At 69.0% G+C, this 14,682-nt stretch carries 11 protein-coding genes and 1 pseudogene; 3 read left to right on the top strand and 9 right to left on the bottom strand.

Going from position 1 to position 14,682, the window contains the following annotated elements:
• Positions 1-37: 37 nt before the first annotated feature.
• The 6 genes and pseudogenes from BJY18_RS22470 to cutA all read right to left on the bottom strand — a co-directional run bounded on the left by BJY18_RS22470 (position 38) and on the right by cutA (position 9,640).
• Positions 38-1,342, bottom strand: coding sequence for a GAF domain-containing sensor histidine kinase (locus BJY18_RS22470; protein WP_376774767.1), 1,305 nt, complete (start codon positions 1,340-1,342; stop codon positions 38-40).
• A 293-nt stretch (positions 1,343-1,635) separates the two neighbouring features.
• Positions 1,636-1,828, bottom strand: a pseudogene (locus tag BJY18_RS38255) (GAF domain-containing sensor histidine kinase); the annotation flags it as partial.
• 70 nt (positions 1,829-1,898) lie between these two features.
• A complete protein-coding gene (gene cydD / locus BJY18_RS22475) occupies positions 1,899-5,570 on the bottom strand; it encodes a thiol reductant ABC exporter subunit CydD (protein ID WP_312874117.1) in 3,672 nt (1,223 codons plus the stop codon).
• 44 nt (positions 5,571-5,614) lie between these two features.
• Positions 5,615-6,622, bottom strand: a complete 1,008-nt coding sequence (gene cydB / locus BJY18_RS22480) for a cytochrome d ubiquinol oxidase subunit II (protein ID WP_184781832.1) — start codon at positions 6,620-6,622, stop codon at positions 5,615-5,617.
• Positions 6,623-7,540: 918 nt separating this feature from the next.
• A complete protein-coding gene (locus BJY18_RS22485; RefSeq protein ID WP_184781833.1) occupies positions 7,541-9,028 on the bottom strand; it encodes a cytochrome ubiquinol oxidase subunit I in 1,488 nt (495 codons plus the stop codon).
• A gap of 291 nt (positions 9,029-9,319) precedes the next feature.
• Positions 9,320-9,640, bottom strand: coding sequence for a divalent-cation tolerance protein CutA (cutA, locus tag BJY18_RS22490; RefSeq protein WP_184781834.1), 321 nt, complete (start codon positions 9,638-9,640; stop codon positions 9,320-9,322).
• A 172-nt stretch (positions 9,641-9,812) separates the two neighbouring features.
• Here cutA and BJY18_RS22495 point away from each other — a divergent pair, with 172 nt between their 5' ends.
• Positions 9,813-10,412: a TMEM165/GDT1 family protein gene (locus BJY18_RS22495; RefSeq protein WP_184781835.1), complete on the top strand. Its 600-nt coding sequence runs from the start codon at positions 9,813-9,815 to the stop codon at positions 10,410-10,412.
• A gap of 121 nt (positions 10,413-10,533) precedes the next feature.
• On the top strand, positions 10,534-11,208 hold the full coding sequence (locus tag BJY18_RS22500) for a DUF998 domain-containing protein (protein WP_312873926.1): 675 nt from the start codon (positions 10,534-10,536) through the stop codon (positions 11,206-11,208).
• Here BJY18_RS22500 and BJY18_RS22505 read toward each other — a convergent pair.
• Positions 11,205-11,843 (bottom strand): IclR family transcriptional regulator, encoded by a 639-nt coding sequence (locus BJY18_RS22505; RefSeq protein WP_184781836.1) that lies wholly within the window; start codon positions 11,841-11,843, stop codon positions 11,205-11,207. The genes BJY18_RS22500 and BJY18_RS22505 overlap by 4 nt on opposite strands.
• Complete coding sequence (locus tag BJY18_RS22510; RefSeq protein ID WP_312874118.1) at positions 11,840-12,694, bottom strand: hypothetical protein; 855 nt, start codon at positions 12,692-12,694, stop codon at positions 11,840-11,842. The genes BJY18_RS22505 and BJY18_RS22510 overlap by 4 nt, the downstream gene beginning before the upstream one ends.
• Positions 12,695-13,244: 550 nt before the next feature.
• Here BJY18_RS22510 and BJY18_RS22515 point away from each other — a divergent pair.
• Positions 13,245-14,045 carry a DUF2470 domain-containing protein gene (locus tag BJY18_RS22515; protein ID WP_184781837.1) on the top strand — a complete coding sequence of 267 codons (801 nt, stop codon included), beginning with the start codon at positions 13,245-13,247 and terminating at the stop codon, positions 14,043-14,045.
• Between the two features lie 147 nt (positions 14,046-14,192).
• On the opposite strand, the gene BJY18_RS22520 is transcribed toward BJY18_RS22515, so the two are convergent.
• Entirely contained in the window at positions 14,193-14,660 is a 468-nt protein-coding gene (locus tag BJY18_RS22520) for a PPOX class F420-dependent oxidoreductase (RefSeq protein ID WP_184781838.1), read from the bottom strand.
• Positions 14,661-14,682: the final 22 nt, after the last annotated feature.

Raw genomic sequence — 14,682 nt, forward strand, 5'->3', positions numbered from 1 at the left:
TCAACCAACAACCAAGTGAGACACGCTCTTAACCGGCTCAATCCAGAGGGAGATCGAATGCGACGAGCGTGCCGAGGCTCGGTGAGGAGTTGATGTAGAAGCGGCCGCCGGCGGTGTCGGCGCGTTCGGCGAGGTGGCGCAGTCCGCGGGTGGCAACCCCTTGTGGGACCCCGGATCCGTTGTCGCGCACGCGGAGCTTGACACCCTCCACATCACGCGTGAGCGTCACCCGTGTCTCACTGGCCCCGGAATGCCGGACCACATTGGACAGTGCCTCACGCAGGGCGGCGCGGATGTGATCACCGCGTTCCGCCGGAATGTCGGCGAACTCACCGGAAAGTTCAAGCGTGGGAGGATAACCGAGCAGTTCCCCGGCAATGCGCACTTCGCCGCGCGCGGACTCGGCCAAATCGGTTGGCATACCGGGCTCGTGCTGCAGCGGTTCCGGTGAGCGGAGCGCGCGCACCGTGCCACGGATCTCGTCGATGGTCTGGTCGAGCTGATCGATGGCGTCGGACAGCCGGGCCCCGTCGGCCTGCGCGAATCGCTTGCGCATATTGCGCCGCACGCGGTCCAGCTGCATGCCGGTGCCGTAGAGCCGCTGCACGATCACGTCGTGCAGCTCGCGGGCGATCCGCTCGCGCTCCTGGTAGAGGGTGACGCGATGCCGCGCGGTAGCCCCCTCCGCGAGCGCGAGCACCACGCCGGCCTGCGCCGCGAACGCCGCGAGCATCTCCACCGTGCCCGCCGTAAACGGCTCGCGCCCTCGCCGTCGATACACCGTGAGCGCACCCAGCACGCGCCCCCCGGACCCGAACGGCGCCGCCGCAAAGGGCCCATAGTCACGCAATTCGTCCGGCACATAAGGCGCAGTACGCGGATCCACGAGAAAGTCCTCGGACGACACTGGTTCCCCGCCCCGAGCCACCCGCCCCGCCGCAGAGTCGGCCTGCAAGGTCAACCCCTGCAACGCCCCCACCGAACTCCCAGCCCGCGCACAACGGCGTTCGTTCGAGTCCACACTCCCAGCCCGCGCACTCCGGTGCTCGCTCCCGTCCACACTCCTGGCCTGCGCACTCCGGCGCTCGCTCGGCTCCGCACCCCCCCCCGAACCTTCGCTCCGCTCCGCGCTCCCAGCCCGCGCACTACGGCGTTCGCTCCCGTCCGCACTCCCAGCCCGCGCACTCCGGTGCTCGCTCGGCTCCGCACCCCCACCCGGACCCTCGCTCCGCTCCGCGCTCCTCCCGCCGGCGTTGTCGATCCCGGCAATCTCATCGATCCCAGCAGCGCCGCCATTCCCACCGATGCCGGCAACATCGCCATTACCGGCAACCTCACCAATCCCGGCAACGCCGCCACTACCGGCAACGTCGCCGGCCCCACCAGCGTCGTCAGTCTCCCTCGAGCTGTCTGTCTCCCCTGCATTGCCGGCACCTCCCGTGCCGCCAGGCTCGTCAGGGTCGCTTGCTTCAGCTACACCAGCAGGTTCACCAGAGCTGTTGTTTTCACCCGAGCTTCCTGGGCTATCAGGCCCGGCAGCCCCACCATGAGATACGCCCACGGCGTTGGCATCCGGATCGGCGGACTCTCCGTGCTCGCCTGCTTCTGGGTGGAGTCCGGCCTCTGCGTCGGTCGCCCGGTACGCCGCTTCGACGACGACCCGTCCGTCTTCCGCGCTGACCATGGCCAGGCCGAGGTCGGCGTCGGCCAGTTCGGCGGCTCGTGCCACGACTGTTTCCAGCACCCCTTCCGGGTCGTCCCCGGACAGCGCGGTGCTGGTGATTTCCGTAGCGGCGGACAGTGCCCGCGCGGCGAGTGTCGGGTCCATGAGCAACTCCGACCTTAGCGCGGGCCCCCACCCCGCACCCGCGATCGTGACCGTCACCAACTGCTCCCTGTCACCCCGTCACCAGCGGCGCGGCCCGGCGCAAGACCCGCCCGTCACGCACTTCGAGCACGGCGTCGGCATCGACTTCCTCGTCCACGCTATGCGTCACGTGTAACACAGTGTGACCAGCCAGCTCGGATCGAAGCGCGGTTCGCAACGCGCGTGCCGTCGGCTCGTCGAGATGGGACGTCGGTTCGTCCAGCAACACCAGGTCCGCCGAGGGCGCTGCAAGCAGTGCGCGGGCAAGCGCCACGCGCTGTGCCTGCCCATCCGACAACCCGGCGCCCGCGCTGCCGAGCACCGTCGACGGATCGAGGTCGGGCAGCTGCGCCAAGTCGAGGACGTGCCGTAGCTCGTCGGCGGAGGCGCGAGGATCAGCGAGCCGCAAATTCTCTGCCACTGTGGTCGACACCAACATCGGCTCCTGCGGCGCCCACGCCACCTTCGCCGGCGCGTCCACGACCCCCGCCCGCGGCGCGAGAAAGCCCAGCAACGCCGCCAGCAACGTCGACTTTCCCGCCCCACTGGCCCCGACGACCACCACGTACCCCCCGACCGGCACCTCCAAGTCGACGCCCTTCACCACCGCCGGACCTCCTGGCCACCCCAGCTCAGCTCCACGAACCCGCACGGCCGGCGCGCCAGGTCCGCGACCCGCCGAGCCTTCGCGATCCGCCGCATCCGCCCGCCTCGAGGACATCGCCTGCCGCGACACCGCCGCACGGCCCGACGACACCTCGCCCGAAACCACCCGCCCCGACGCCAACTCCCGACTCGACGACACCGCGCCACCCGACGCCGCCTCACCCGACACCGCCTCACCCGACGACACTCGGCCCGACGACACCGCCTCACCCGAAACCGTCCCGTCCGCGGAAACGGCTCCATTCACCGCGCTGCCGCCATTGCCGGCCCGTGTCGGTGGCGGGTTGTCCACAGCGCGTCCGCCCATCAGGTTGTCCACATGTGGATCAAAGTCCGATCCGTCCCGAGTTATCCCCACCTCAGCCAGCCGCACGCGCGCTGTGCGCAAAGTGTCCCCATGCGCGGCTGCTTGTGGAAGCAATGTCAGGACTTCCGCCAGCGCCAACGGAACCAACGCCAGCAAAGGCGCCATCACGCCGGCCAGTTCTCCCGCTGCGACGGCCCGCGCGGCCAGCATCGCGCACACCACCGCAGCTACGCCGGATACCAGGGTGATCAGCGCATCTCCAGCACCGGCACCGAAAGCTTGACGCCGGGCGGCAGCTTCGAGCTGTGTGTCCGTATCCGCCAAGGCCCGACGCCGCACACGGGCTGCGCCATACGCCAGCAACTCCGCTGCTGAGGAAAACAGCCCCAAAACCTGCGCGCCGACGTCGCGGCGGCCGGTCGCCAGTGCCGACGTCGCTCGGCGTTCCAGCCGCAACGCGACTGCCGGCGCTGCCAATCCGGCCAGAACCGCCAGCGCGAGAACCAAACCCGCCGACGGAAGTACGACTGTCTGTATCGCAACGGCCCCGATCGCGACCAAACCCACCACGATCGGCGGCGAGACAACGCGGGGCAGGAGGTCACGCACCGTGTCGATATCGTTCACCAGCCGCCGCTGGCTCTCCCCCGCGTCGAGCGTCCGGGCAGGACCTCGGCGTACGAGCGCGTTCCACAACAGCACCCGCAATCGCCCGGCTGTCCGGAAAGCGGCATCGTGCGTCATGAGCCGTTCCGCATAACGGAGACCAGCTCGGCCGAGGCCGAAGGCGCGCACGCCGACAACGGCGACAGTCAACGTGAGAATCGGTGGCTGTAGCGATGCTTTGGCGATCAGCCATCCGGACGTCGCGGTCAGCGCGACACCAGCCAGCAACGCCAGCGCCCCGAGGGCGGCGCCGCCGAGCAACCGACGATCCACCAACAGCCGCCAAGGCAGCGGCCTTTGCCGCACGGATTCATCCACAGGCGACTTTCCGGCAGGCAAAGGCTTTTCATCCACAACCGCGACAGCTGTGGAACGTTCGTGCGCGGCGATCACGGCGGCCGCACCGTTCGCGACCGCACGATCCACAGCGTCGAGCACACGCCGAGCGTTGACCTGGTCGAGGTGGGCAGTCGGTTCGTCCAGCAGTAGGAGCCACGCCCCGGAACGCACCCGCAACAGCGCCCTCGCCACTGCGACACGCTGCCGCTGACCGAGCGACAGCTCGTCGACAGGGTGGTCAGCGAGCCCGTGCAAGCCCAGTTCACCGAGCACCTCGTCGGTGTCAGCGTCGGTGTCGATGCGAGGACTCAGTGCCTCGTCAACCCCACCACCAAGGCCGGGACTGGCACCGGAGCGAGGGATGAACGCCTCGCCGGCACTGGCACCGTCGCCGGGAGCAGCGAGTTCATCAGGACTGACGCCAGGATCGGCGACAGCCAGCTCCGCGCGCACCGTGCCACCGCTGAAGACCGGGTTCTGGGGAACCCAGGCTACGGCCGCACGCCACCGGGCGAGGTCGGCCTCCGCGAGCGGCACGTCGCCGACGAGCACGGACCCGCCATAGGACGGCACGAAGCCCAGCAACGTCGCCAAAGTGGTCGACTTCCCCCCGCCGCTGGGTGCCCGCAGCCACACGGTCTGCCCACGGCGGACGGAGAAGCTCTCTCCGTCCGGAGCGAAACCTTGACGCCGGGCTACTTTTAGGTCGGTCACAACCAACGATCCACAGGGTGCGCTCCGGGTGCCTTCCGCCGGCACCGGCTCCGCGAGCACACCGCGCACCCGGCGTACCGCTTCCACCCCGTCCTCGCTCGCGTGGAACGCGGCGCCGACCGCGCGGATCGGCTGGTAGCACTCCGGCGCGAGAATCAGCACACCGAGCCCGATGGCCAGTGGCAAGGACCCGGAGACAAGCCGGACACCGATCACCACAGCGATGAGCGCGACCGACAGCGTGGCCGCCAGTTCCAGGACGAACGCCGACGAGAACGCGACTCGCAGCGTCTTCAACGTCGTCCGGCGATGCCGTTCGGAGAGTTTCCGGACGGTCTCCGCCTGTGCGCCGGCCCGCCGGAACGCGGTGAGGACCGGCAACGCCCGCACCAGTTCGAGGAGCAGGCCCGACATCCGGTGCACCGCGTCCGTCGCCCCGGACACCCGGTCCGCAGTGAACTTGCCGACGAGCACAGCGAAGAGGGGCAAAAGTGGGACGGTCCCAGCGATGATCACCGCGGACGGCCAATCCGCCCACAGGATCGCCGCGCCCGCTGCGAGCGGGACCACCGCAGCGGTGACCAGCGCGGGCAGGTACTCGCGAAAGTAGGCGTCAAGGGCGTCGAGGCCACGGGTGACGAGGGTGGTCAGCTCACCGTGTCCGTTCCGGGCAAGCCATTCCGGGCCGAGCCGCAGCGCGTGGTCGACGACGCGAGCGCGCAAATCCCGTTGTGCCGTGGCGGCGGCGCGGGCGGAAACCACCCGTACCGCCCAGCTGGCGAAGGCCCGTCCCACGACGAGCGCGAACAGGGCAGCCAGCTGGGCGGTGCGGCCTCCGACACCGGCAGCGACGATGGAGGCGAGCACGTCCGCCAGCACAAAGGCTTGCGCCACGAGGAAAACCGCGTTCAGCAGCGAGAGCACCGCGACGAGGATCAGCGCTCGGCGCGCGGCCGGACCGAGGGCCGGGAGCGCGCCGAGCGGACCCTTACCCGGCCGCGCTGGGTCCACTGTGGACCGCTTGGCGGAAAGGGGCGCGAGGCCGGGAAGTGTGATCACGGTGCGTGCACCGCCGGAATGTGCTGCACCCCGATGCGCTTGCGGAAGACCCAATAGGTCCAACCTTGGTAGATCAGCACCGCCGGCGCGCCGAACGCACCGACCCAGGTGATCACTTCCAGGGCGTACGGACTCGCTGCCGCGTGCGCGATGCTCAGCGAGTTCGCCGGGTCGCCGGTGGACGGCAGGACGTTCGGGTAGAGCGCACCGAAGAACGTCACCGCGGCCGCGGCGATCACGATCCCCAAGGCGGCGAAAGCCTGGCCGTCCCGGTTCGCGCGCAGCCGCAGCCAAGCCACCACGCCGGCCACGACACTGACCAGAAGCGAGACCAGCGTCCAGCCCTGCCCCTCGCGCATCTGCACGACGGTCAGAAACGCGACCATCGGAAGCAACGCGACCGGCAGGATCCGCATAGCCAGTACGCGGGCGCGTTCACGCAGCTCACCGGCGGTTTTGAGGGCGAGGAAAGCCGCACCGTGGACCACTGAGAAGCCGACGATGGCCAGCGCGCCGAGCAGCGTGTCCCACCGGATCGCTTCGAAGGCCGTGCCCACCCGGTTGCCCTGTGGATCGAGCGGTAGGCCGAGCACAGTCGTGGCCAGCAGCAGGCCCACCCCCAGCGGTGGCACCCACGAGCCGATCATGATCACCCGGTCCCAGGTCCGGCGCCACCGTTCGGAGTCGACCTTGCCGCGGTACTCGAAGGCGACTCCTCGTCCGATGAGCGCGAGCAGAACGACCAGCAACGGAAGGTAGGCCCCGGAGAAGAGCGACGCGTACCAGCCGGGGAACGCCGCGAAGGTCGCACCCGCCGCGACGATCAGCCAGACCTCGTTGCCGTCCCAGACCGGACCGATGGTGTTGACCATGACGCGCCGCTCGGTGTTGTCCCGACCCAGCACGGGCAGGAGCATCCCCACCCCGAAGTCGAAACCCTCGAGGAACAGATATCCCAGCCAGAACGCCGCGATGATCGCGAACCAGACCGTTTCGAGCGTCACCGCCCCGCACCTCCCCGGCCGACCGGTGTGCGCACCTGGTGGCCCTGAGTTATCCACAACCAGTCGAGTTGTCCACAGACCCGCTGTGGGTAACCCGCGAGAGCGACCCCACGGCTACAGCGGGTGTGAACAGATTTCGGTGCAACCTGCTCGAATCCGCTCACGACCACGGCGGCCCCAGCCATGACGGCCGCAAAGCGGCCAACTGCCGTGGTCGAATGAGCTCCAGCAGCCGCAGCCCCTGTCCAGCCCGCCGTAACAGCCGGATCACGCTTGGCCACCGGAGTTGGAACGTCCCCTGCGGGCACCGCCGAGAGGTCCTCGGCGGCCACCAGCTGAACGTCCCCTACGAGCACTGCCGAGGGGACCTTGCCGGCCACGACCGGAACATCCCCCACGGGCACAGCCGAGGAAACCTCAGCGACCACGATCGGAACGTTTCCTACGGCCACCGCCGAGGGGACCTTGCCGGCCACGACCGGGACGTCCCCCACGACCTCCGCCGAGGTACCACCGACCGCCACGGCCGAAGCGCCCCCAACGACCACCGACGAGGAACCCTCAGCGACTACCACCGGAGCGTCCTCGATCAGCGCAGCCGAGGGAACCCCAGCGACCAAGGGCGCAGCGCCGCCGATGACTACGGCCGCGAGATTCTCAGCTACCGCCACTGGAGCGTCCCTGACCACCGCAGTCGAGGAATGCCCAGCGGCCAGCCGCGCACGATCCTTCGGGAGAAGCACCGATGTCCGCGCGACTTCGGCCCGCCCGTTCCCGGCGACAGCGGTCACCTCAGGTGCAGCGGCGACAGTGGTCGCAACGTGGGCCGCGGCGACAGTGGCGACAGCGGTCCCAGTGGTCCCGTCGGGCGCAGCATGGGCCGGTGAGGCGGGTTGCACCCAGGCCCGCCTCACCGGGTCAGTAGGCGAACGAAAGGGCTTCGTCATCGGAGTCTTCCTTCGAGGAGGACGGAGCGGGGGGCATGACCGCATCGACGCCACCGCGGACGTACTTGCGCATCAGGTACAGCTCGACCACGCCGAGTACCAGGTAGAGCACCGTCAGGGTGGTCAGCGACGTCACCACCTCACCCACCGTCAGCTTCGACACCGCCTGCGCGGTGAACATCCACATGCCCTCCACGCCGGTCGGGTTGGGCGCGACCACGAACGGCTGGCGACCCATCTCGGTGAAGATCCAGCCCGCGCTGTTGCCGATGAACGGGGTCGCGATACCGCCGAGCGCCATCAGTGGGAACCAGCGTCCGGCCGGGATGCGGCCGCGGCGGGTGAGCCACAGGGCCAGTACCCCGATGCCGGCGGAAATCGCGCCGAACCCGATCATCACGCGGAATCCCCAGTACGTCACCGGCAGGTTCGGCACGTAGTCGATCGGCTGGCCGGCGAGTTCGCCGAGTGCGGGGTCGTCCGGGTAGGTCGAACCATACTTCGCCTGATACTCGCCGACGAGGTTTTCCACACCCTTGACCTCGGTGGAAAAGTCGTTGTGCGCGAGGAACGACAGCAGCGCCGGCACGGTGAACGTCTTGACGTCCTCACAGTTGGCGCCGCGGACGTCGCCGATCGCGATGATCGAGAAGCTCGCCGGTTTTTCCGTGTGGCACAAGGCTTCGGCCGAGGCCATCTTCATCGGCTGCTGTTCGAACATCAGCTTGCCCTGGGTGTCGCCGGTGATCGCGAGCACGGCGAACGCCACCACGCCGACCCAGCCGCCCAGTCGCAGCGACGAACGCCAGACCTCGCGGTGCTCGTCGGACGCGCCGCGCTTGCGCCACAGGTGCCAGCCGGCCACCCCGACCAGGAACGCCGCCGCCACCGAGAACGCACCCGCCAGTGTGTGCGGGATCGCGGCCAGTGCGGTGTTGTTCGTCAGCACGGCGCCGATCGAGTTCATCGTCGGCTTGCCGTCCACGAATTCGACGCCCACCGGGTGCTGCATCCACGAGTTCGCGGCGAGGATGAAGTAGGCCGAGGCCGCCGTCGCGAGGGAGAACGCCCACGCGCACGCCAAGTGCACCTTCTTGGGCAGCCGGTCCCACCCGAATATCCACAGGCCGAGGAACGTCGACTCGACGAAGAACGCGACGAGCCCTTCCATCGCGAGCGGAGCACCGAAGACGTCGCCGACGAACCGCGAGTAGGCGCTCCAGCTCATCCCGAACTGGAACTCCTGCACGATGCCGGTGACCACGCCCATGGCGAAGTTGACCAGCAGCAGCTTGCCCCAGAACTTCGTCATCTTGAGGTGCCGCAGCTTGCCGGTGCGCACCCACGCCGTCTGCATGGCCGCGACGAGCACCGAGAGTCCGATGGTCAGCGGGACCATCAGGAAGTGGTAGACGGTGGTGATGCCGAACTGCCACCGCGCGAGCTCAAGGACATCCACGTGTCCGATCCTCCGCGCGGGCACGTGCACCAACCAGTTCAACACGTCCTGAACAAGCCGGGACCAACGTCCCGCACTGCTCGGCTGGGACGGACCTAGCCATCTGTGCACAACCGGGAACGGCTGTGCACAACCAGGTCCGGCTGAGGACAACCGGGACCGTTTGCGCACAACCCGGATCGCCTGCGCACAACTGGGACCGTCCATGCACAACGCGGTTCGTCTGTGCACAGCCAGGTCGGCCGAGGACAACCGGCTGGTCAGGTGGTGGTCACCGCTCCCGGCCGCCGCTCAGCGCGTCTCCTCGACCAGCCACGCCAGGTACCGCGGGCTGCCGCCGACGATCGGCGTGACCACCACCTCGGGCACGTCGTAGGTGTGGCGCACGTTGAGGAACTCCTCCAAGGCGCCGGACCGGTCCGCGGCCGTCTTGCACTCGATGCGCCACTCGGTCGCGGTCTGCACCTCGCCCGCCCACCGGAAGACGCTGGTGATCGGCCCGACGATCTGGGCGCACGCGGCCAGCCGGGCCTCGACCGCGCTCGCGGCGAGCGTACGGGCGGCGGCCTCGGAGTCGACCGTCGTGATGACGACGACGTGGTCAGCAGACATGACCCGCACCGTACCGCAACCCGTTTCCGAATTTCGGCATGCCGAAAAAAATAATCAGTCCGTCCGGCCAGCACTATTCACGAGACCACATCCGGCAATTCGAGAAACCCATCAGCTTGCCTCTTTCCGCAGCACCCCTTTATCGTTGCAGTGAAAGGGGTGCCACCAGGTCATGTCTCCTGCTCTTGTCGCTCTCGCCAGCGCGTTCGGCCTGGTGCTCGCCGTCGAGCTGCCGGACAAGACACTTGTCGCGACACTGGTGCTGACCACTCGTTTCCGCGCCTGGCCGGTATTCGCCGGGGTGTGTGCGGCATTCGCTCTGCAATGTGTTATCGCGGTCGCGTTCGGCAGCGTGCTCACGCTGCTTCCCGACGCTCTCATTTCGATAGTGGTCGCCGTCATGTTCGGTATCGGCTCGTTCATGTTGCTGCGGGAGGGCTTCAGCGAAGGCGACGAAGCGGGTGAGGACGCGTCGCGCTCCGGTCCCGCACCGCTGACGTTCCTGCGCTCCGCTCTCACGTCGTTCGGCGTGCTGTTCGCAGCGGAGTGGGGCGACGCCTCGCAGCTGGCGACGGCCGGGCTCGCAGCGCGCTTCGACAACCCTTTCGCAGTCGGCGTGGGCGCGTTCGCCGCGCTCGTCTCCGTCGCCGGGCTCGCGGTGTTCCTCGGCGCCAAGATTCGCAGCCGCATCCGGCCGAAGCTCATCCAGCGCGTGGCAGGGTTCGTGTTCGCCGGCTTCGCCGTGTTCGCCTTGGCGCACCTGATCTGGTGATCACTGAACCGAGTTTTCACAGGAACGGCGGGTAACCTCTGCGGAACCCGTGGACGAGCGCAAGGTGAACCCGCGATGAATCGAGGCCCTTGTCCTTTGCCATGACCGCAGAGGAGTACCCGTGCCGAGGACCGCGATTCCGCGCCCCGCCGTCTCCCCGGTGCACGGACGGCTCGCGCTCGTCGGCATCGGCGTGGCCGTGCTCATCGCCGCCGATCTCCATCTACGGCTGTCCACGCAGGTCAGCCCGGTGTGGCAGACGTTGTCCGAGTACGTCTACGGCCGGCTCGGCGACCGTTCGGCCGCGCCGCTGTTCGGCGCGATGTGCCTGGCCCTCGCACTGGGGTCGCTCGCGCTGCTGGCCGGGCTGGTCCGGGCCCGCCGCTCGCCCGCGGTGGTGGCTTTGCTCGGCGTGTGGTGCGCCGGGCTGACGGTGTGCGCGACGGTCCCCGTCGATCCGGACGGACAAGCCCGTTCCTTCGATGGCCAGCTACACAATGTAGCCGCGCTCACGGCGTTCCTGGCATTGCCGACCGCCGCCTGGCTGCTCACCCGCCGCGGCCGGCCGTCCTGCCCGTGGGAGCCGCGTCGGACGTCGATCAGGCGATGGGCTGTGGGTAGTTTCCTGAGCATCGCCGTGGTACTCGGTGGGTTCGTCCTAACCTTGCTCACCAGGCCGGCCGGACAAGAAGTGACGCTCGGGCTGTTCGAGCGTCTCCTGTTCACCGTCGACCTCGCGCTGCTGCTCACCATGGTCCGGCCGCTGCTGGCTGCCTCCCGCGAGGACCGCGACTAGGCCTCGACCCGGAGCACCTCGGCGAGCCGGGTCGCCGAGACCACGACCCGCGGGCCCACCTTCCCGGTGTCGAACGGCTCGAGCGAGATGACGCCGACGCTCGCTCGTAGCCCCAGCACCCCGCGGACCGGCGCGGCCACCCCCGACGCCCCCGCCTCGAGCTCGCCGGTGGAGCTGATCCAGCCGTCGCCACCGGGCCGCAACGCCATCGCCCGTCCCGCCGCACCGGCGTTCAGCGCGTGCCTGCTGCCCACGCGGTAGGCGACGTGATAGCTCGTCCATGACGGCTCCACCACGGCGACCGCCTGCGCCTGATCTCCCTGCGCCACCGTCAGATGCGCCGTGGCACCCACGTCCTCCGCGAGCGCGCGAAGCACCGGGCGGGCGGCTTCGCGCAGCTGGGGAAGCACCTGTCCGGCCAGCCGCAACACGCCGATGCCCAGCCGTACCTTCGCGCCGTCACGCCAGATCAGCCCGCGCTCGGTCAACGGCACCAGCAGCCGGTACACCGCCGCCCGGCTCGCGCCGATGGTGACCGCCAGCTCGGAGATGGTCGCCGCCTGCTCTCCCGCATCGGCCACCGCCTGCAACAGCGCCAGGCCGCGGTCGAGGGTCAGCGACCCCTCCCTGCTCACAACAGCTCGAGTTCGCCCAGGTCGGCCACCGGTTCGTCGAACGAAGCCGCGGCGTACGACGCGAAGAGCTCACGAACCGACTTCGCGGCCGGCTCCGGCAGCGAGCGGGCCTCGTCCGCCAGCGCCTTGCCGTCCGTCGTCTCGAGCGCCTCGCGCACGTCGCCGCCGGAGAGGCAGCGCGCCGCGGCGACCAGAAGGTTGAGGAAACCGTGGTGGGTGAATCCGCTGTTCGGGTCGACGTGCCGGACCGCGCGGTGCAGGCTGTTGGTCGCCTTGAACGAGGCCCCTGGCGAGCCGCTGACCACCGACAGGAAGTCGGCGACCTCGTCCACGCTGGGGAAGTTCTCACCCGCCTGGCCGCCGCAGCGGATCTTCGGCCAGCTGCCGTGCTCGATCACCTTGCGCACGCCGTCCAGCCAGCCGACGCCGCGGCGCGGCTCGACCACACGGATCACGTCCTCGGGCACGAACTCCGAAACCCGTTCGAGCCACACCTCGTCGACGTCGGACGGCGCGGGCATCTCCACCATCCGCAGGGACAGCAGCTCGCTGCGCGATTCGACGATCGAGATGGCCTTCGGCACGCCACCGAGACCGGTGTCGATGATCAGCGACAGCGGCAGTGGCTCCTTCGGCTTGATCTTGATCAGCTCGGTGATCAGCTCGGGCAACCGCGAGGCTTGGCAGAGGAAAACTCCGAGCACCCCGGCGTGTTCTCCGGTGCGCGAGGCGAAGTGCGCACGGAGAGCGTCGGGCATGGCGGCGTCGGCGGGCGGGAACAAAGCCGAGTCGTCGACGAGCCGCGCGAACAGGGGAGGGATTCCACGAGGGCCGGGGGGTGTGAGTTCCACAGCGCTTGACACGACTGACACGCTAGTAGCGTACGACTAAGGGACAAAATCGTTCGCTCTGCGGACGCCTCTGAGGGCGGTTTCCGAAGCGGCACGGATGTTTTATTACCGGCGAGTAGCAGGCTTTTCGTCACCGATGACGCCTGTCCGCCGACGAAACTGACGGGCGTCGAGGACTTCCCCGCCTTCGGCGCTGCGATGCCGCGTCGACTTGCCGACAGCGGTCGTACCCGTTCTCCGTATCAGCCCAAGGGCTTTGACGGCTGAACCGATCGCCGGGAGGGGCGCACCGTTCTCGGACCCGAACTTCGCGCGCGAACGCGGATGTCGACCAGCTGACGTACGCCGTCCATAGCAAAGGCGAGCCCCTCACTGCATCGGGGTCGGGTCGCCGTCCCTGCGTCCACCAGGCCGTGGACCTGGCCGGGGCGGGGCACAAGGGCAACCGTCCGACTTCGGTGTCCACACTGTGGATCATTGCCGTGATCGTCGTTGGGCTCTTCCCAACGAAGCACGGTCAGGTTAGGCTCACCTAAGTAGGAGGTGACCCGTGACCGAGGCCCCGACATCCGTCCGCCGCCCACCCGCGCCGAACCCCGCCGAGCGGGCCAAGACGATCGCGACGCGGAACGGTCCGGCGACGATCATGCCGACCGTCGAACGCGCCGACTGCGAAGCCGAACGCGTGGAGCCGGTGATGCACCACGTGCACCACAGCGGCAGCGTCAGCATTCTTCTGCCGGACGAGCACCCGATGGTGCGCGCTTCCCGGCAGACTCAGCGCGGCGAGCTCGCCGTCATGGTCGAGCTCGCCGACCACGCTCCCGTACCGCTGCGGGAACCCATCCGCGGCCTGCTGTGGATAACCGGGTGGCTCCGGCCGTTGACGGTCGTTTCGGCGCGCGCCCGCGCCATCGCGATCGCCGACGAACGGCCGGACCACCGCCTCCTCGACGTCGGACACGGCCTCACCCTGCTGCGGCTCACTCCGGCGTCCCTGGTGCTGGCGGATGCGGAGGGCACACACTCGCTCCGCCCGCACATGTTCAGCGCGGCCCCGCCGGACCCGTTCCACGACTACGAGGCCGAGTGGTTGCGGCATCTGGAAAGCGACCATCCGGACGTCGTGGAGCAACTCGCCCGTCACCTGCCACCGGACCTGCGCGGCGGGTGCATCCGCCCGCTCGGCCTCGACCGGTTCGGTCTCCGCCTGCGCGTCGAGTCCGACACCGGCGACCACGACGTGCGGCTGGCGTTCTCCCAGGCGGTCGACAGCCCTCCCCAGCTGGCTGCCGAGCTGCGCCGGCTGCTCGGCTGCCCGTTCCTGCGCCACCAGCACTTCGGGGTCTGAACGCCCGGCCGCCGGCTGATTGTCCCCATGGGGACAACCTGTCCCGATTCTGTCCCCATGGGGACAGGTCGACCCGGCTTTGTCCCCATGGGGACAACTCGACCCAGTTCTGTCCCCATGGGGACAGAACTGGGTCCGGCGCCGGTGTCAGTCGTCGGCCAGCTCGGGCGGGAAGCCACCGGTGGCGATCGGGCCCCACCGTTCGATGGTGATGCGGATCAGGCTCTTGCCCTGCTCGCGCATGGCGTGCCGGTACTCGTCCCAGTTCGGGTGCTCGCCCGAGATCGCGCGGAAGTAGTCCACCAGCGGCTCGACCGAGTCCGGGAGGTCGATCACCTCGGCGGTGCCGTCGACCTGCACCCACGGCCCGTTCCACTCGTCGGACAGCACGCACACCGACGCCTTCGTTTCGCGACGGAGGTTGGTGACCTTCGCTCGCTGTGGATAAGTCGCGATGACGATGCGACCTTCCTCGTCGACCCCGCAGGTGTTCGGCGACAGCTGCGGGCGCCCGTCGGAACGGGTGGTGACCAGGATCGCGCGGTGGCGAGACTTCAGGAACTCGACCAGCTCGGCCCGCTCGACCTTCGTGTTGGTGGCGATAGTTCTCGGCATACCCCGACGGTAGCGTGCGTTC

Source organism: Amycolatopsis jiangsuensis (assembly GCF_014204865.1).
Classification (GTDB): Bacteria; Actinomycetota; Actinomycetes; order Mycobacteriales; family Pseudonocardiaceae; genus Amycolatopsis; species Amycolatopsis jiangsuensis.